Below are 17,420 nucleotides of genomic sequence, written 5' to 3' on the forward strand. Positions count from 1 at the left end.
TTCTGTCTGTACTTCAGACGGTCGCTCTTCCGAGCGCGCGCAGTCCGGGTCGGGGGGGGTCGGCGCGCCGGCCGGCGCGACGTCCACAAACTGACGCCGACGGCTGCGGAACCACGAACGGAGCGACATGCGCGGCGACCTGGTCCGAAAGCTGGCCGCCCGGTGCCTGACCACCGGGTTGGCCGTGCTGGCCTTTGTCGTGCTGGCGCTCACCGGCGCCACCGGCTGGGGGCTGGCGCTGGCCGTCGCCGCGCTGGCCGCCTCGGCAGCCGAGCAGCGGATCCGGCCCGGCGCCGACCTGGTGGCGGAGACCACGTTGATCGCCGCGGCGATCCTGGTCGGTTACTCCCGGCGGCTCGCTGACGGGCTCGACCTGGCGCTGGTCGCCACCGGGCTGGTCCTGCTGGGGCTGGTGCTGCTGGTAGGACCGCTGCGCACCGCCGGCGGTCTGGAGATCCGGGCGGCCAACCTGCCGGTACGCGCCTGGACGCCGCTGATCGCCGACCGGCTCGGCACCGCTCTGCTCGGGCTGCTCGCCGCGCTGGCGCTCGCCGCCGCACTCGCCCTGCCGGCCGGTGTGGCGCTGGCCGCCAGCCTGCTGGTCGGCGCGGGCGCCGGGGCGGTCGCCCTGGACCTGGCCCGGCGGCGGTTCCGGCCACAGGCCGGCGGCGGGTCGGTGGCCGCCGCGCTGCGCCGGCACCAGCCGGAGTTCCTGCTCTACTTCTCCGCGCCTCCCGGCTCGGAATACCAGGTCACCATGTGGCTGCCGTACCTGGAACGGATCGGCCGGCCGTTCCTGATCGTGCTGCGCGAGCCGGAGTTCCTGGCCCCGATCGCGGCGGCCACCGACGCGCCGGTGGTCTACTGCCCCACCCTGGGGGCGATGGACGAGGCGTTGGTGCCGAGCCTGCGGGCGGCGTTCTACGTCAACCACGGGGCGAAGAACAGCCACTGCATCCGCTTCACCCAGCTCACCCACGTCCAGCTGCACCACGGCGACAGCGACAAGGCGCCGAGCGCCAACCCGGTGTCCGGGATCTTCGACCGGATCTTCGTGGCCGGGCCGGCGGCGATCGACAGGTACGCCCGCGCCGGGGTGCACATCCCGGCGGAGAAGTTCGTGGTGGTGGGCCGCCCACAGGTCGAGTCGATCGAGGTACGCCCGGAGCCCGCGCGAGGGTTGGCGCACCCGACGGTGCTGTACACCCCCACCTGGACCGGGCACCACGCCGACGCCGACTACTGCTCGCTGCCGGTGGCCGAAGGGCTGCTGCGCCGCCTGCTGGAGCGCGGCGCGACGGTGATCCTGCGGGCCCACCCGTACACCGCGCAGAACCCGGCGTCGGCCCGCCAGCTGGGCCGGCTGACCGAGCTGCTCGTCGCCGACCGGGCCCGCACCGGCCGCCAGCACGTGGTCGGCGCGGCGGCTCGGCAGCTGAGCCTGACCGAGTGCGTCAACTCCGCCGACGCGCTGATCTCCGACGTGTCCGGCGTGATCTCGGACTTCCTCTACTCCGGAAAGCCGTACGCGGTGACCGACATGGGCGACGAGGGCGACCGGTTCGTGGAGCGGTTCCCGCTGGCCGGGTCGGGTTACCTGCTGCGCCGGGACATGTCCAACGTGGACGAGGTGCTGACCGCGCTACTGGACACCGACCCGCTGGCCGAGGCCCGCTGGGCCACCCGCCGCCGCTACCTGGGTGACTTCCCGGTCGAGTCGTACGCCGAGGCGTTCCTGACCGCCGCCCGCCGGGAGCTGGCACCGGCTGAGACACTTACCGCGTCCGCACCGGCATAGTCCGCTCAGCGGTACGGGTCGAGCAGCGCCAGCACCGCCGCCGGGTCCTCCACGTGCGCGTTGTGCCCGAGGCCGGGCAGCGTGGCGACAGGTACGCCGTACTCCTTCAGTTGTTCGTCGGTGACCATCGGGTCGTTCTCCCCGCGCGCCAGCACCACCGGCACGTCGGTCGCCGCCAGCAGCGCGGCCAGGTCCGGTTCGCCGACGGCGAAGGCTGTCGGGTCCATGGCGAGGCGCCACCGGCCGTCCACCTGGCGCAGCCCGGCGTTCACCACCGGGTGGTCCGGTGCAACCAGGCCGACCAGTCCGGAGACCCGCAGGTAGCGGCGAGCCGCCTCGGTGCGGCTGGCGAACCAGCTCACCGGGCGGGCGGCGACCTCGGCGGCACGGCTCAGCTCCGCGGCTGTCCACTGTGCCTTGATCCCCAGCCCGACCACCGCGTCCACCGGCATCCCGGCGTCGCGGGCGGCCAGTGCCAGGCCGACGACCCCACCCAGCGAGTGCCCGAGCACGACCAGCCGGTCGTCGGGACCGAGGGCCTGGGTGAGCCGCTGGGCGAAACCCGCGAAAGAGTACGACGGAAGGGGCGGCGCCCAGCCGTGACCGGCGAGGTCCGGTGCCAGCCAGCGCCCGGGCCAGTGCTGTTCGAGGTACGGCGCCCAGGGCAACCACACGTCCCCGGTCGCCCCCATGCCGTGCAACAGCAGCAGAACCGGCCTTCGACCAGCGTGTCCACCCGATTTCTCCACCACGGCCGCAGTCTCCCACGGTTCACGGCCGGGTACGAGAGTCGTCGATGACCGGCGCAGCCCGGCCGCCGCGTACAGAGACGCCGCGGGCGCCGGCCCCTTGTGGGGGACGGCGCCCGCGGCGGTCAGGGTGCCCGGGTCAGGCGGAGTAGCCCCGGCTGGTGATCCAGTTGGCCAGGTCGATCGTGGTGATCCAGTACGACGGGTCGGCCGGGTTCGCCGAGTCGGCGATCCGCACGGTGCGACCGTTGTCCTTGTAGCCCACGACGGCGATGTAGTGACCGCCGCCGTAGGAGTGCCAACCGCCGTCGGTGTCGGTGGCGTCCCCGACGACGTTTGCCACCACGCCCCGGCCGTCGGTGATGGCCTTCACGACGTCGGCCTGGAGGCGGTCCATCTGTGCCGGGCTGGGCGCACCGGGGAACATCCGGGTCTGGTACGGGGAGCCCTTCACCTCGGCGTTGAGCACCCGGGTGGTGTCCTCGGCCGAGTTGGTGCCCATCTCGGTGGTGCCCAGTTCGGCGCCGAGCTCCTCCTGGGTGCGGTCGATGCCGGCGGCGCTGAGCGCGTTGCGGGTGGCCGCCGGGCCGCAGTTGTAGTAGGTGTTCTGCGCCTCGTAGTCGTAGTCGAGCACCTTCGTCGCGGGCGGCTTCGGCGGCGTCGGCTTACGGGTCAGGTCCGGGTTGCTGCTGGCCTTGGCGGCGGGGGACGCGGCGCTGCTGGCTGGGGCGGCGGTGGTCGGCGCGGCGCTGGCCGAGGGGGACGCGTCCCGAACCTCGCTGCGGGCGACGTCGCTGCGCATCTCGGCGACAGTGGTCGCGGTGCGCTGGCCGGCCGGGGCGTCGTCGGCCGTGGTGAGCAGGGCGCCGGTGGTGGTGGCGATCGCGAGGGCTGCGGCGGACGCGGCAACGATCTGGTACGGGCGCTCGGTGGCGAGGCGGCGGAGCTGACGCTTCAGGGTGTGCTTCACGGGGTCCTCCACGGATCGGGGGGAGAGCGGCACACCGGGGCCGGACCGGTATCCGGGCAGGCGCCAGCACGCGGACTGTGGTCCGCGGATGGTGAACCGCTCAGGGGAACGCCCGGCGGGGCCGGGCGGGAAAGGCGATGACCCGGGGGGTCAGCTCACCGTCACTGGACGAATGAGCGGGTGCATCGCCGCGCCGTGGAGGCGAGGGAACAACCGAGGGGTGGAAAGGTGCTGCACGAGGAGTTGACTCCTTCCGACACCGCCTACCGGGTTAGCTGACGGATTCGGGCGGGAAGATCGCCCTACCGCGGGCCGTGGCTCGCGGATTCACCCCGGACTTACTGATGGGTCCCCGGTTCGTTGATCACGATTAAGCGGGTCGATGCGGCGTCGCCTCTTGCGATCGGTTACCGCATCGGACAGGACGACAGTACTGGCGGCTCCGCGCCCTGCCAAGCCAGGTTCACCTGCGTAAACCCTAATCGGCGCGACAATTTCTGCGCGTATTGCCGATGATGTGACTCGATGGGACAACCGGTTACGCCGACGCCTGCGGGCGACAACCGGACAGGCGACAAAAGACGCGACCACAATCGCGGGAACAATGAGGCTGATCGCGTCGGACGTCCGATTCCGCAAACGCGTGACCGGGCTCACATAACAGATCGGGCTCAACCCGCCCGGGCCGGGCGCCACAGCGCCACCACGGCGGGACGCAACGCCCCGGCCATCGCCCGGCGCGCGGGCACCGGGGTCGGGCGCAGCCGGGCCGCCGCCGCGTACGCCTCCTCGTCGAGGGTACGAGCCGACTCGGCGGCCAACTCCGCGTCCCGCCAGGCGGCCCGCTCACGGGCGACGGCCACCTGGTAGTCGGCCAGCCGCGCATCCCGGATCACCCGGCTGATCAGCACCTCCTGCTCGACCGGGTGGCGCCGGGGATCCCAGCCGCGCCGATGCCCGAACACGTCGCCGAGCTGCGCCATGGTCAGGTCGCCCCGCCAGTACGCCGCCATCGCCGCCCGGTGCAGATAGCGTTCCCGGGCGGCGTACTCGGCCGGGGTGTGCGGGGTGTGCGGGGTCGGCAACGCCCCGGCGCCCGCGAAGCGACGCGCGGCGGTGTCCGCCTCGTCGTACCCGGCCCAGGCCCGCTCCAACTGCTCCTGGGCGGTCAGCCAGGCGGCGCGTCGCCGCTTGGCTGTCGTCGCCGCGCCGGCGGCGGCGACGGCGACCTCCTCGGCGTAGCGGCGCCTGTCGGCGGCCTCGGCGGCGGCCGACTCCCGAGCGGTGGGCGCGGCCGGTGGCGGATCGTCGGTGGGCCGGGCCCGTTCGGGGCGGGCGGCCAGCACGGTGAGCAGGCCCAGGGTCAACAGGAACAGCGTCGACCAGATGGCGGCGGCCCGCGGCACCTCGGTCACGAACTGGTAGAAGACAACGGTCTCCATGGTCGGCACCTCGGGGAGAGAGCAGTGCGATGGGGAGCCGCGCCGACCGGCGGGCCACGGCGGGCCACGGGTCGGCGGGTGAGGACGTGGGTGGGTCGACAGGGCGCGGCGACGGGACGGCGTCCCGGTGGCTCAGCGCCGGGGTGGGGCCCGGGAGGCCCGACCGCTCGCACGGTCGACGCGGGGCAACCGGTCGGACTCGGCCGCGCGGACCGGCAGAACGACGTCGGCGATGGTGCCCTGATCGCCGGGGAGCGTCACCGGCGCGTCGACCGACCAGGTCGGAACCGAATCGTCGGCGGCCTCCGGCGGTATCGCCGGGGCCGAGCACGCCACAGCCTGCGCTTCGGCGTGCCGGCAGGATGCCGGCAGCGGCCCGACAGCGACGGAGGCCGGCACCGCGCTCGACGTTGGCACCGGGCTGGTCGGCACGGCGGCCGTGGCCGGCCCTGCGCCGAGCGCCAGGGCCGCGACGACGGCGAGGCTGGTCAGCACCCGCGTCGCCCAGCGCGCCACCCACCACAGCGGACAGGTGAACGCGACCGGAAGCACGTCCCCACGCTACCGTCGCGCCGGCCCGGGCGCACCGATCACGGGCGTGTCGAATCACGCCGCGCCGACCCCGCTGACCAGCGTGGACGATGTCAGCGCGAGTCGACGTACGTTGATCTGCCGTCGGCCTGACCGACCTCGTCCGCAGTCCCGCCGGCCTTGCCTCGGGCGCCGCTCGTAGGCTGTCCCGCCTCGTCGTCGCCGACGGCCCGCGGGCCAGCCGCGCGTTGCCGGGGAACGGGCGCCGGCCGGGCCGGACGGCGCGGCGCGAGCCGGCGCATCATCGGGGTCTCGACGAAGCGGTGCAGCAGCCCCGCGAGGATCAGGTTCGCCACCAGGAAGCCGAGCACCACGGCCGGGCCACGCCAGCCCGCGAAGCCGGTCCCCCAGGCTCCGCTCCAGCGCAGCACGCTCGTCATCACCAGCACGTGCACCAGGTAGAAGGCGAACGACACCTCACCGAGCCAGATCAACGGGCGGGACCGCCACGGCGAACGGCGACCCCGCACGTCCGCGTCCGCGGCGGCGGTGATCACCAACAGGTACGCGACGGCGAGCAGCGTGGTCCACAGCTCGGCCCGGATCCACTGCGCGGCCGCCACCCAGGTGACCAGGAAGATCCCGCTGGCCACGGTCAGACCGGGACCGCGCCAGAGCCCTCGGCGCATCAACTCGGCCGCCACCGCACCCAACCAGAACTCCAGCGACCGCACCGGCGGGAAGATCTGGGTGAACCACCAGCGACTCACCTCCGGCACCAACTCCTGCGCCGGCCAGAGCGCGAGGATCAGCAGCGGCAGTACGACGATCAGCGCCCAGAGCAGCTTCGGCCGGGCCCGGCGCAGCAGCGGCAGCGCCAGCGGTAGACAGAGGTAGAAGAAGAACTCGCAGGAGAGCGACCAGCTGACGGTGTTGATGCTGTAGAACCAGCCCGGCCGCGGGTCCCATGCCTGGAGCAGCAACAGGTTCTCCAGCGCGGCCGCCGGCAGCACCGGGTCGGCGAACCACCAGGCCACCACCAGCGTCGCCGCCCACAGCACCAGGTGGTTCGGGTAGATCTTGGCGATTCGTCGCCGCCAGAAGGTACGCCGGGAGTCGCCCGCGCGGGCCGACCAGACCAGCACGAAACCGCTGAGGATGAAGAAGAACTGCACCCCGGAGAGGCCGAGGGTGAACAGCGCGTCGACCACGGCCTTGTAGTCCGGCTCGGCGATGATCCGCATGGTGCCGGCGTGGAAGCCGAAGACCAGCAGGGCGGCGATCCAGCGCAGCCCGGTCAGCGAGGGCAGCCGGGGCGGGGCGGACGCGGGGCGGACGGCCGGCACCGCGGCGGCGCTCGCCGTCATGCCGGGATCCCGACGCTCGGCAGGGTCACCAGCACGGTCGTCTCCTCCTCGGCGCGGCGTCGGACGGCGCGACGGCGACGCCCACGACGGCCCGGCAGGGCCGCACCGAGGCACCCTACCGGGTCACTCCTGGGTGAACCGGACGCGTCCCACCCGCCCCACCAGCCCGCGGTGCCCCGGCCGGGGAATCGCCAGCCGGCCGGCGTTTACCTTCCGCTGGGCGGGAGTTCAGAGATTCCACCATCGGCGGCAACGTCAGGTTCCGGGGCCGGCCACCCGGGTCGTCGAAGGTGGCGGACGTGGTCAATGAGCCGACGCACGCACCGCTGCTGAGCATCGTCGTGCCCGTGTACGGCGTCGAGGCGTACCTGTACCAGTGCCTCGAGTCGATCCGGGCCGACATCCCGGCGGGCGAGTCGGACGCGGTCGAGCTGATCGCCGTCGACGACGCCTCCCCGGACGGCTGCGGCGACATGCTGCGCGCGTACGCGGTCGGCCGCGACGGCGTCCGCGTCGTGCACCTGGACAGCAACGTGGGTCTGGGGCTGGCCCGCAACGCCGGGCTCGACGTGGCCGCCGGCCGGTACGTCTGGTTCGTCGACAGTGACGACTGGTTGCCGCCGGGCACGATCGCGGCGGTGCTGGACCGGCTGCGCCAGCACCAGCCCGACGTGCTGATGCTCGACCACCTGCGGGTGCGCGAGGACGGCCGGCGGGAGGTCGACGCGAGCAGCCCGCTGCTGCGCGGGATTCCCGGCGTCACCCGGCTGGCCGACCGGCCGCAGCTGCTGCGGGTGCAGCACACCGCCTGGAACAAGGTGGTCCGCCGGGGCTTCATGGACGAGCTGGAGCTGCGGTTCTTCCCCGGCTGGTACGAGGACATCCCGTTCAGCCACCCCCTGCTGATCGGGGCCGAGAAGATCTCCGTGCTGGACCGGGTCTGCTACCTGTACCGCCAGGGCCGCCAGGGCGCTATCACCTCCACCCGCAGCGGCCGGCACTTCGACGCCTTCGCCCAGTACGAGCGGCTGATGGACTGGGTCGCCCGGAAGCACCCGGACGAGCGGCTGCGGGCCGAACTGTTCGAGCTGATGATCAACCACTATCTGGTGGTGGTGGGCAACGACGGCCGACTGCACCCACACCTGCGACGCGACTTCTTCCACCGGGCCGCCGCGCACTACCGTCGGTACCTGCCCACCGGCGGCTACCCGCTCCCGCCGGGCGTGACCGGGCTCAAGCACCGCCTCGTCAGCCGGGGCGACTGGTTGGCGTACTCGGCGCTGCGCCAGGCCCACCGGGTGGCTGGTCGCCTGCGTCGGCCCGGCCCGGTGGGTGACGCCGACAGCGGGTCGCTCCCCGCCGACGAGGACCCGGGGCGAGGGGCGGGCGCCGCGCCGACCCGCGACGGTGGACTCGCGCCGGAGCGGCGTGACGCGCTGGCCGCTGGCCGGCTGCCGTGATCGGCCGCACCGCACGCCGAGAGCCGGGGCGGCTCCCGGCGCCCTCGTTTTCCAGGTCGTCCGCCCGCCGGGTGGATGACGACAGCACCACCGCACGCCTGTGCGGGCGTACCTGAGCAGAGGTCGGAATGACGGCGACAATCAAGATCGGACCGCACGCGGTCGGTGCCGGGGAACGACCGTTCGTGGTCGCCGAGATGTCCGGCAACCACAACGGCGATCTGTTCCGGGCGCTGGCCATCGTCGACGCGGTGGCCGAGAGCGGAGCGCACGCGCTCAAGCTCCAGACGTACCGGCCGGACACGATCACCATCGACGTCGACACCCCGGCGTTCCGGATCTCCAGCGGGCACGAGCTGTGGGGCGGGGAAAACCTGTACCGCCTCTACGAGCGCGCGCACACCCCGTACGAGTGGCACGCCCCGATCTTCGAGCGGGCCCGCGAGCGGGGCCTGACCGTCTTCTCGTCGCCGTTCGACGCGACCGCCGTGGAGCTGCTGGAGTCGCTGGACGCGCCCGCGTACAAGATCGCCTCGTCGGAGCTGGTCGACCTGCCGCTGATCCGGCTGGTGGCCAGCACCGGCAAGCCGATGGTGATCTCCACCGGAATGGCGACGGTCGCCGAGATCGACGCCGCGGTGCGCACCGCCCGCGACGGCGGCGCGGCGGGCATCGTCCTGCTGGCCTGCACCGCGTCCTACCCGGCGCCGCCGGCCGACAGCAACCTGCGCCGGCTGCCGGTGCTGGCCGGTGCGTTCGACGTGCCGGTCGGGCTCTCCGACCACACGCCCGGCATCGGAGTGGCGGTCGCCTCGGTGGCGCTCGGCGCCTGCTTCATCGAGAAGCACGTGACGCTGGACCGGGCCGACGGCGGCGTGGACTCGGACTTCTCGCTGAACCCGGCGGAGCTGACCGCCCTGGTCGCCGAGTCCGGCCGGGCATACGCGGCTCTGGGCGGCACCGCGATCGGCCCCACCCCGGCCGAGAAGGAGGGGCTGCGGTTCCGCCGCTCGCTCTTTGTGGTCGAGGACGTCCGGGCCGGCGACCCGGTGACCGCGCGGAACGTCCGCTCGATCCGGCCGGCCGGCGGGCTGGCCCCGGTGGAGATCGACCGGGTGCTGGGCCGCACCTTCGCCACCGACGTCCCCCGCGGCACCCCCCTGACCTGGAACCAGATCTAACCGGCAGCCGGGGTCCGCGGGGCAACTTCTGCCCGCGCCCCGGCCCACCCTTGTCGATCATGCACTTGTGGTGGGCGTTTAGACCCCCAGTGTCTGCTTTGTTAGGCACCACAACTCCATGATCGACCGGTGCGGGGCGCGGAGGGCGCGGGGCGCGGAGGGCGCGGGGCGCGGAGGGGCTGGGGCGGCTCTACAGGGAACAGTCGCCGACTGCGGCGCCACGGGCGTCGGGGGCGAAGCCGACGGTGACCACCAGGTCGGCCACCGCGAGGGTCCGCCAGACCGCCGATCCGTCGGCCGGATTGCTCAGGCCGTGGCGGCGCCACCAGACCGCCACGGGCACGTCGGCCAGCTTGCAGCAGCACTCGGCGCGGGTCCACCGGGCCCAGAAGTCCCGCACGCCGAACCGGCGGGCCAGCGCCGGGGGCACCGGAGCGTTCGCGCGTTCCGCGTCGATGGCCACCCGCCAGCCGGGTGCCGGTGGGCCGTACCAGCCGACGCACCGTCCGTCGTCGAGGTGGCTGCGGGTGACCGCATCGGCCAGGTCGGCCGGTGACCCGATGCGCAGGTGCCGCTCGGCGGCGGCCAGCAACGCCGGCACCGGACGGGGTACGGCGGCGGCGCCCGCCCCCGGCGACACAGCCGCCCGGGCACCGTCTACCGGCCACGCCGGTTCCGCCGGGAGGAGACCCGGCCGCAGGTCAGATGGCGGCGGCACCGTCCACCACGATGACCTGGCCGTTGATGTTCGTGTGCTCACGCAACAGCATCCGCACCACCGGGGTGACCTCCTCCGGCTCGGTCAGGTGACCGGTCGGGGTGCGGCGCACGATCTGGTCGAGCTGCGTCGGACCGAGCACGGCGGACATCTCCGAGGCGAAGAAGCCGGGCGCGACCGAGTTGACCAGCATCCGGCCGCCCAACTCCCGGGCCAGCGAGCGGGTGGCGGCGTCCATCCCGCCCTTGGTGGCCGAGTACGCGACGAGGCCGGGGAAACCGCGCTGCCCGCAGATCGAGGTGATGTTGACGATCCGCCCGCGCAGCCCCTTGGCCAGCATCCGGCGGATCACCAGCCGGGTCAGTTGGAGCGGGGCCGTCAGGTTGGTCTCGATGATCCGGGCGATGTCGTCGGTGGCGGTGTGCGCGTGCAGGGAGTCCTGCCCCATGGCGGCGTTGTTGACGATGCCGTCGATCGGGCCGAGGCGTTGCTCCACCGCACGGACGAAGCTCTGCGCGGCGGGCAGGTCGGTGACGTCCACCGAGCCGACATGGACCCGGTCGGGGTGCTCGGCGGCGAGCTTCTCCAGCTCCGGGGTGATGGTGCGGGCGAACGCGGCCACCCGTACGCCCGCGTCGAGCAGGTCGGTGACGATGGCCAGGCCCAGGCCACGGGAACCGCCGGAGACGAGGACCACGGAACTGGGCGGAACGAGCTGGGTGTCGGCGGGCTCAGACATCGCTCTTCAGGGTCTCCTTGACAGGAATGTCGGTCAGCACGCGGATGCGGCGCGGCACCGCGTGCTCGGGAAGCCGGTCGGCGCACCAGCGGACCAGCGCGGCCTCGTCCGGCACACCGGTGTCGGGGGCGGGGGCGAGGACCACTTCGGCGACTACCATCCGTCCGAGCACCGGAGCGCGGCGGCCGGTCACCCGGGCCCAGGCCACCGCCGGGTGACCGGCCAGCACGTTGCGGACCATGCCGGCGGAGACCTTGCTGCCGCCGACGTTGATCTCGTCGGAGTCCAGTCGGCCGGTGATCAGCACCCGGCCGTCGAGCACCTGCACCCGGTCGCCGGTACGGATCGGGCCGGCGAGACCGGCGCCGTGGTACGGGGAGGTGACCACCAACTCGTCATCGCGGACGGACAGCGTCGGCCGGCCCGGAGTTCGCCGGTCCAGCCAGTCGACCGGGAACCCGGCCCGGCCGTCGTGCACCACAATGGACGCCCCCACCTCGGAGGACGCGTAGATCCAGGAGATCCGGGCGGTCGGGAAGACCTCCCGCAGCTGGTCCAGGATCGCCTGGTCCACCGGCTCGCCGCCGAGGGTGAGCTGGCGCAGCGGCACCCGAGAGAGGGCGTCGGCGTCACGGTAGAGGGTGCGTCGCCAGAAGGTCGGGGTGCCCGACGCCGCGTCGACCCCGTGGGCTGCCGCGACCGTGGGCCAGTCGTCCAACTCGTCGGGCTCGACCACCACCAGGTGCTGACCGGGCTGGGTCAGCGACAGGGTGACCACCTGCCACCAGGCGTACGTGCCCGGGGCGTACGGGCAGAGCCAGGTCCGGTCGGGTTGGTCGGCCCGTACGGTGGTCAGCGTGTCGAGGGTGTGCCCGACCCGCTTCGGTCGCCCGGTCGAGCCGGAGGTCAGCAGCCACAGCCGGCCGGGCTCGGCGGCTCGTGGCCGGGCCGGGGCACTGCGGTGCACGCCGTCGCCGTCGAGGACGCTGACGGTGAACCCGGCCTCCAGCAGCTCGGTCCGCATCGCCGTGTCGACCCGACTCGCGGTGCTGAGCAGCAGCTCGGTGCCGTGCACGGCGTGCTGCCGCGCCGCGGCGAGCGCGTGTACGGCGGAGTGGGCGAGCACCGCCGCCGAGTCGGGCAGTGTGGGCGTCGGCAGCGAACGCCAGGTCAGCGCGGCGCCACCGACGACGAGCCGGTTGTCCACACCGGCCGGTTCCGGGTGCGCGAGGTGGCGTGACGTCGCGACGGTCACTGGTGTTGCAGCTCGACGAGGAAGTCGAGGACGTCCCCGACGGTGGCGATGCGACGCAGCCCGGGGGCGTCGAAGTTGAGCTCCTCCCCCGTCTCGTCCTCCACCCGCAGGGCCAGCTCGGAGAAGTCGAGCGACCGAAAGCCGATCTCCCGCAACGGGGCCGCGTCGTCCGCGGGCAGCTCCCTGTCCTGGTTCTTCAGCACCTGAGCCATGAGGTCGCGGATCTGCGCGCGACTCAATTCGTTCATGCGCCGCAGTCTACAACCCAACGAATGGATATCTGGTTTCCCGGTAGGCCCGGGTAAGGTGCCGAGACCCGACGTGAACGGCGAGGAAAGCGAGACGCAGGTGCTGCGCGAAGCGACGGCGGACGACGTTCATCTGATGTTGTCCTGGCGTAATCAGGAAACCAATCGGCAGGTCAGCAAGACCAGTCACGAGATCACCGCCGAGGAGCACGCCCGGTGGTGGTCGGCGGTCCGCGACGACCCGTCCCGGCGGGTGCTGGTGTACGTCCACGACGACCACCCCTGCGGTGTGGTCACCTTCTTCGACCTGCGGCTGGACGGCCCTCGCAGCGGCGCGTGGGGCTTCTATCTGGACGCCGACGGGCTGGCCGGTCGGGGCGAGACACTGCCGGCCTGGCTGGGTGTCATGCGGGAGGCCGTCGAGTACGCCTTCGACGGGCTGCACCTGGATCGCCTGGACGGGGAGGTGCTCGGCCACAATACCGTCGTACGGCAGATGAACCGACGTTTCCGATTCGTCGAGGGCACCCCGCGACAGGAGCTGTCCGACGGCCGGGAAATCACCGTCATCCCGATTTCCCTGGCTCGGGCGGACCGTCGTCAGCGCTGATTGTCAGACACTTTTCCGTAATGGACCGGAACCATTAACCGACCGTGCTCCCGGTGGACATCCGCCGTTCACGAATAGCGGTGTCCGCCGGGACGTGCCGGGTCAGGCGCGCCGCCAGGCCGCCCAGTGCTGCTCCGGGTTGCCACCGAGCCGGACGAAGCCGTACGCCGTGCCGTCCCAGTCGTCGGCCTGCCCGGGCGCCCAGCGGGCGAACACGACCTGCGCCGCGGCCGGCGGCTGCTGGTCGCCGAACCACCGGACGTCGGTCCAGGTCACCTGGTGGCTGAGGTTGAACCGGAGGACGTAGTGCACGCCGGTCGAGGCCCACACCCGCTCGCCGGGGCGTACGCCGACGTCGGCCACCCGGGGCGTCGGTGTGGCGCTCGCGACGAACGGCCGCACGATCCGTTGCTCGATGACCTGCATGGTGACGAGGTTGACCACCACGAGGGCACCGAGGACCGGCAGCCGCAGGCGGGGCACCCGGACCGCGGCGACGAGCAGTACGCAGCCGGCGATGCCGACCAACGTCCCGGTCACCGGCCGCAGTTCCCGCCACCCCCCGGTCAACACCATCAACTCCGGCGCGCTGAAACCGCCGTAGCGCAGCTCGTGGCCCTGACTGGCCACGTAGGCGAGCCGGACGGCGATGACCGCGCCGCCGGCGACCAGCAGGGCCACCGCGACGGCCGCCCGGCGCAGCACCACCCGGCGGCCGGCGGTGAACAGCACCCCCAGCCCGACCAACAGCCAGAACGGCGCCAGCATCTGCACGTAGCGGCCGTAGATCGCGTCCAGCGGCTTGCCGGTGATGCCGGACAGGATCACCGACGCGCCGCCGGCCACTCCGACGGTCACCACCAGCGCCACGCCCATCGTCCAGCGGGCCGCGTCGCCGTGCCGTGGCCGCCACAGCTCGCGCACGGCGCCGGCCCAGGCCACCCCGGCCATCCCGAACGTGATCACCACGAGGTACCAGAGCTGGGTGGTGACCGCCGCGCTCACCCGGGCCACGTCCTGCGCGGAGGCGAGCGCCGCTACCGTGCTGCCGCTGGGGGTGCTACCGAGCAGGTAGACCTTGCCGCCGAGGTGGCGGATGGTGGCCTCGTTGACGAGCGCCATGGCGAGCACCGGCAGCAGCGCCGCGAGCACCGCGGGCGGGCTGATCCGGCGGCGGACGACGAGCAGCAGGACCAGCCCGGCGTGCACGGCCACGATCACCAGGCCCCGGGAGTGCAGCAGATGGAACCCGCCGACCAGCAGGCCGACGGTGGCGGCGGCGAGCGGGCCGGGTCGGGCGATCCAGCGGTGCACCGCGAGCAGCCAGGCGACCACCAGCGGCGCCATCACCGCGTCGATCATGGCGACGCCCGCGTAGAAGGCGGTGGCCGGCAGGGTCGCCGCCACGACCGCGCCGAGCAGCGCGTACGAGCGGCGCAGCTGGAACAGGCGGCGACCGAACAGGTACGCCAGTGGCAGCAGCGCCGAGTTCACCATCGCGTTGATCAGCTGGACGATCCGGTAGCTGTCGGTGAAGTCCCGGTCCCCGAGGAACGCCGGCGAGATCAGCATCGGGTAGCCGACCCGGCGCAGCAGTTGGTTCTCGCTGCTGAAGCCCCCCGGGCCGCCGGCGAGCGCGCGGGCGGTGTTCAGGTAACTGTCCTCGTCGGTGTGCGCGATCGGCAGCACGATGTGCCGGGACAACCACATCCGCCAGGCCACGCTGAGCACCCAACCGACGACCAGCAGCAGCGGCACCAGCCAACGCCTGGCGGACGGGCCGCCCGGCGTCCCGGCCGCCACCATCGGCCGTTCGATCACGTCACTACCGGGTGCCATCAACGCCTCCAGGATTGCCGGCCGGACCGGGCCCGCGCCGATCCGACGGGCCCGCCGGCCGGCGTCGGTGACGCCCGGGGTGGCCCGCTCGCACGGAGCTGGTGTGGATGTCGGGTGAACGCGGGACCCGGCGGCGCGCAGGGCCGCCGGGTCGTTCGCGCGGTCACTGTAACGGCCCGATCCGGCCAGGTCAGCCCACATCCGGGACGGTCGGAAGTGTTCGCCTACCCGGTGTCCGGCATTCACGGGAGCAGAGGTTGCGGTTCACCCGCGAGCGCCGAGGAGTTAACCCGCCATGGCTAGCGTGTGGCCCCGGTCGGCTGGCCCAGGGCCGCTCGTTCATCCACGAACACGGGAGCACCACATTGAGTGAGTTGAATGGATCGTCCATTCTGATCACCGGGGGAACTGGTTCCTTCGGCAGGACGTTCCTCCGGCACATCCTCAACGAGGCCGACCCCGCCCGAGTGGTGGTGTTCTCCCGCGACGAGCTCAAGCAGTACGAGCTTCGCCAGCAACTCGGCGACGACCCGCGGCTGCGCTGGTTCATCGGCGACATCCGGGACCGGCACCGCCTCACCCGGGCCATGCACGGCGTGGACCACGTGGTGCACGCCGCCGCGCTGAAGCAGGTGGACACCGCGGAGTACAACCCCTCGGAGTACATCGCCACCAACATCACCGGCTCGCAGCACGTCGTCGACGCGGCGATCGAGGCCGGCGTCAAGAAGGTCATCGCGCTCTCCACCGACAAGGCGTCCAGCCCGATCAACCTGTACGGCGCGACGAAGCTGGTCGGCGACAAGCTGTTCGTGTCGGCCAACCACTACGCCGCCCAGCACCCCACCCGGTTCGCGGTGGTGCGCTACGGCAACGTGGTGGGCAGCCGCGGCTCGGTCGTCCCGCTGTTCCGCCGGCTGGCCGCCGAGGGCAAGAGCCTGCCGATCACCGACAAGCGGATGACCCGCTTCTGGATCACGCTGGACCAGGCCGTGCAGTTCGTCATGGACTCGTTCGACCAGATGCAGGGTGGCGAGCTGTTCGTGCCGCGTATCCCGAGCATGCGCATCCTCGACCTGGTCGAGGCCGTGGCCCCGGACGCCACCACCCACGAGGTCGGGATCCGGCCGGGCGAAAAGCTGCACGAGGAGATGATCGCGCCCGACGACAGCCGGCGGACGCTACGCGCCGACGGCCGGTTCATCGTCCAGCCGACAATCGCCACCTGGGGCTACCAGCCGCCGGCCGACTGCGACCCGGTGCCGGACGGCTTCGCCTACCAGTCGGACACCAACGACGAGTGGCTCACCGTCGAGCAGTTGCGCGACATGCTCGGCATCAACGGATGACGGGGATGCTCCCGTACGGCCGGCAGTCGATCAGCGAGGACGACATCGCGGCCGTCGCCGACGTGCTGCGCGGCGACTGGCTCACCACCGGTCCGCAGGTCGACGCCTTCGAGGCCGACCTCGCCCGGTGGACCGGCGGGGTCGGCGTCGCCGCCGTCTCCAACGGCACCGCGGCCCTGCACGTGGCGTACGCGGCGGCCGGGGTGGGACCGGGCGACGAGGTGGTCGTCCCGCCGATGACGTTCGTGGCGACCGCGAGCAGCGCGGTCGCCCTCGGCGCGAAGATCGTGTTCGCCGACGTCGACGACGAGACGTTCTGCCTCGACCCGGCGGCGGCCGCCGCCGCGGTCACCTCCCGGACGACTGTCGTCGCCGCCGTCGACTACGCCGGCCACCCCGCCGACTACGACGCGCTGCGCAAGTCGGTCGAGGGCAGCGACGCGCTGCTGCTCGCCGACGCGGCGCACTCGATCGGCGGGACGTACCACGGTCGGCCGGTCGGTTCGCTCGCCGACCTGACCACGTTCTCGTTCTTCCCCACCAAGAACCTGACCACCGCCGAGGGCGGCGCCGTCGCGGCGCTGGACCCGGAGATCCTGAGGCGGGCCCGCCGGTTCCGTGGCGTCGGCGTGATCCGCGACCCCGACGACCTGCGGTTCCCGGACGAGGGCGGCTGGCACCAGGAGGTGCACGAGTTCGGGCTGAACTACCGCCTCCCGGACGTGCTCTGCGCCCTGGGCCGCAGCCAACTGCGTCGGCTCGGCGAGTTCACCGCCCGCCGCAGGGCCCTGGTCGCCCGCTACGACGAGGCGCTGGCCGACCTGGACGGTGTGCTGCTGCCGACCCGCAAGTCGTGGGCCGACCCGGCCTGGCACCTCTACCCGATCCGGGTGCTCGACGGTCGTCGCCGCGAGGTGTACGACCGGATGCGCGCCACCGGCATCGGGGTCCAGGTCAACTACATCCCGGTGCACTGGCACCCGGCCTTCGCCGACCTGGGATACCGGCGCGGGTCCTGCCCGGTGGCCGAGTCGTTCTACTCCCAGCAGCTGTCGCTGCCGCTCTACCCGGGGCTCAGCGACGCCGACCAGGATCGCGTCATCGACGCGCTGACCGCCGCGGTACGGGTCGGCTCGGCGCGTTCCGCCGCCTGATGGGAAC

Annotated in this window: 16 protein-coding genes and 1 riboswitch; of the genes, 6 read left to right on the forward strand and 10 right to left on the reverse strand. The window is 72.7% G+C overall.

Going from position 1 to position 17,420, the window contains the following annotated elements; translation table 11 throughout:
* Nucleotides 1–127: 127 nt before the first annotated feature.
* The gene (locus ABZU52_RS09670; protein ID WP_354970631.1) at nucleotides 128–1,798 is read left to right on the forward strand and encodes a CDP-glycerol glycerophosphotransferase family protein; all 1,671 of its coding nucleotides are present in this window, start codon (nucleotides 128–130) and stop codon (nucleotides 1,796–1,798) included.
* A gap of 5 nt (nucleotides 1,799–1,803) precedes the next feature.
* Here the strand turns inward: ABZU52_RS09670 and ABZU52_RS09675 are convergent, their stop codons facing one another.
* The 5 genes from ABZU52_RS09675 to ABZU52_RS09695 form a co-directional block, all read right to left on the reverse strand.
* Entirely contained in the window at nucleotides 1,804–2,550 is a 747-nt protein-coding gene (locus ABZU52_RS09675) for an alpha/beta fold hydrolase (protein ID WP_354970632.1), read from the reverse strand.
* Between the two features lie 136 nt (nucleotides 2,551–2,686).
* Nucleotides 2,687–3,529, reverse strand: a complete 843-nt coding sequence (locus ABZU52_RS09680) for a C39 family peptidase (protein ID WP_354970633.1) — start codon at nucleotides 3,527–3,529, stop codon at nucleotides 2,687–2,689.
* A gap of 233 nt (nucleotides 3,530–3,762) precedes the next feature.
* Nucleotides 3,763–3,904: riboswitch (cyclic di-AMP (ydaO/yuaA leader) on the reverse strand.
* A 284-nt stretch (nucleotides 3,905–4,188) separates the two neighbouring features.
* Nucleotides 4,189–4,959 (reverse strand): hypothetical protein, encoded by a 771-nt coding sequence (locus ABZU52_RS09685; RefSeq protein WP_354970634.1) that lies wholly within the window; start codon nucleotides 4,957–4,959, stop codon nucleotides 4,189–4,191.
* 132 nt (nucleotides 4,960–5,091) lie between these two features.
* Nucleotides 5,092–5,511 (reverse strand): hypothetical protein, encoded by a 420-nt coding sequence (locus tag ABZU52_RS09690; protein ID WP_354970635.1) that lies wholly within the window; start codon nucleotides 5,509–5,511, stop codon nucleotides 5,092–5,094.
* A 92-nt stretch (nucleotides 5,512–5,603) separates the two neighbouring features.
* Nucleotides 5,604–6,857 carry an acyltransferase gene (locus ABZU52_RS09695; RefSeq protein WP_354970636.1) on the reverse strand — a complete coding sequence of 418 codons (1,254 nt, stop codon included), beginning with the start codon at nucleotides 6,855–6,857 and terminating at the stop codon, nucleotides 5,604–5,606.
* 299 nt (nucleotides 6,858–7,156) lie between these two features.
* Between ABZU52_RS09695 and ABZU52_RS09700 the strand changes: the two genes are divergently transcribed.
* Together ABZU52_RS09700 and pseI are read left to right on the forward strand one after the other, a co-directional pair.
* Nucleotides 7,157–8,320 (forward strand): glycosyltransferase, encoded by a 1,164-nt coding sequence (locus tag ABZU52_RS09700; protein ID WP_354970637.1) that lies wholly within the window; start codon nucleotides 7,157–7,159, stop codon nucleotides 8,318–8,320.
* Between the two features lie 128 nt (nucleotides 8,321–8,448).
* Nucleotides 8,449–9,501: a pseudaminic acid synthase gene (gene pseI / locus ABZU52_RS09705; RefSeq protein ID WP_354970638.1), complete on the forward strand. Its 1,053-nt coding sequence runs from the start codon at nucleotides 8,449–8,451 to the stop codon at nucleotides 9,499–9,501.
* Between the two features lie 190 nt (nucleotides 9,502–9,691).
* On the opposite strand, the gene ABZU52_RS09710 is transcribed toward pseI, so the two are convergent.
* The 4 genes from ABZU52_RS09710 to ABZU52_RS09725 all read right to left on the reverse strand — a co-directional run bounded on the left by ABZU52_RS09710 (nucleotide 9,692) and on the right by ABZU52_RS09725 (nucleotide 12,461).
* Nucleotides 9,692–10,141: a hypothetical protein gene (locus ABZU52_RS09710; RefSeq protein WP_354970639.1), complete on the reverse strand. Its 450-nt coding sequence runs from the start codon at nucleotides 10,139–10,141 to the stop codon at nucleotides 9,692–9,694.
* A 61-nt stretch (nucleotides 10,142–10,202) separates the two neighbouring features.
* Nucleotides 10,203–10,958, reverse strand: a complete 756-nt coding sequence (locus ABZU52_RS09715; RefSeq protein ID WP_354970640.1) for an SDR family NAD(P)-dependent oxidoreductase — start codon at nucleotides 10,956–10,958, stop codon at nucleotides 10,203–10,205.
* Entirely contained in the window at nucleotides 10,951–12,213 is a 1,263-nt protein-coding gene (locus ABZU52_RS09720; protein ID WP_354970641.1) for an AMP-binding protein, read from the reverse strand. Before ABZU52_RS09720 ends, ABZU52_RS09715 begins: the two co-directional genes overlap by 8 nt.
* Nucleotides 12,210–12,461, reverse strand: a complete 252-nt coding sequence (locus ABZU52_RS09725; RefSeq protein ID WP_354970642.1) for an acyl carrier protein — start codon at nucleotides 12,459–12,461, stop codon at nucleotides 12,210–12,212. The genes ABZU52_RS09720 and ABZU52_RS09725 overlap by 4 nt, the downstream gene beginning before the upstream one ends.
* 73 nt (nucleotides 12,462–12,534) lie before the next feature.
* Between ABZU52_RS09725 and ABZU52_RS09730 the strand changes: the two genes are divergently transcribed.
* Nucleotides 12,535–13,071, forward strand: coding sequence for a GNAT family N-acetyltransferase (locus ABZU52_RS09730; RefSeq protein WP_354970643.1), 537 nt, complete (start codon nucleotides 12,535–12,537; stop codon nucleotides 13,069–13,071).
* Nucleotides 13,072–13,173: 102 nt separating this feature from the next.
* Here ABZU52_RS09730 and ABZU52_RS09735 read toward each other — a convergent pair whose 3' ends face one another.
* Complete coding sequence (locus ABZU52_RS09735) at nucleotides 13,174–14,910, reverse strand: hypothetical protein (protein WP_354970644.1); 1,737 nt, start codon at nucleotides 14,908–14,910, stop codon at nucleotides 13,174–13,176.
* A gap of 365 nt (nucleotides 14,911–15,275) precedes the next feature.
* Between ABZU52_RS09735 and pseB the strand changes: the two genes are divergently transcribed.
* The gene (gene pseB, locus ABZU52_RS09740) at nucleotides 15,276–16,259 is read left to right on the forward strand and encodes a UDP-N-acetylglucosamine 4,6-dehydratase (inverting) (RefSeq protein WP_354970645.1); all 984 of its coding nucleotides are present in this window, start codon (nucleotides 15,276–15,278) and stop codon (nucleotides 16,257–16,259) included.
* Entirely contained in the window at nucleotides 16,256–17,413 is a 1,158-nt protein-coding gene (locus ABZU52_RS09745) for an aminotransferase class I/II-fold pyridoxal phosphate-dependent enzyme (RefSeq protein ID WP_354970646.1), read from the forward strand. The genes pseB and ABZU52_RS09745 overlap by 4 nt, the downstream gene beginning before the upstream one ends.
* Nucleotides 17,414–17,420: the final 7 nt, after the last annotated feature.

The organism is Micromonospora sp. NPDC005220, from assembly GCF_040607895.1.
In the GTDB taxonomy this organism is placed as follows: domain Bacteria; phylum Actinomycetota; class Actinomycetes; order Mycobacteriales; family Micromonosporaceae; genus Micromonospora.

Excerpts from the sequence above, each read along its gene's own strand:
- ABZU52_RS09670 (WP_354970631.1), top strand. The coding sequence starts at position 128 with ATGCGCGGCGACCTGGTCCGAAAGCTGGCCGCCCGGTGCCTGACCACC.
- ABZU52_RS09685 (WP_354970634.1), bottom strand. The coding sequence starts at position 4,959 with ATGGAGACCGTTGTCTTCTACCAGTTCGTGACCGAGGTGCCGCGGGCC.
- ABZU52_RS09695 (WP_354970636.1), bottom strand. The coding sequence starts at position 6,857 with ATGACGGCGAGCGCCGCCGCGGTGCCGGCCGTCCGCCCCGCGTCCGCC.
- pseI (WP_354970638.1), top strand. The coding sequence starts at position 8,449 with ATGACGGCGACAATCAAGATCGGACCGCACGCGGTCGGTGCCGGGGAA.
- ABZU52_RS09715 (WP_354970640.1), bottom strand. The coding sequence starts at position 10,958 with ATGTCTGAGCCCGCCGACACCCAGCTCGTTCCGCCCAGTTCCGTGGTC.
- ABZU52_RS09725 (WP_354970642.1), bottom strand. The coding sequence starts at position 12,461 with ATGAACGAATTGAGTCGCGCGCAGATCCGCGACCTCATGGCTCAGGTG.
- ABZU52_RS09735 (WP_354970644.1), bottom strand. The coding sequence starts at position 14,910 with ATGGCACCCGGTAGTGACGTGATCGAACGGCCGATGGTGGCGGCCGGG.
- ABZU52_RS09745 (WP_354970646.1), top strand. The coding sequence starts at position 16,256 with ATGACGGGGATGCTCCCGTACGGCCGGCAGTCGATCAGCGAGGACGAC.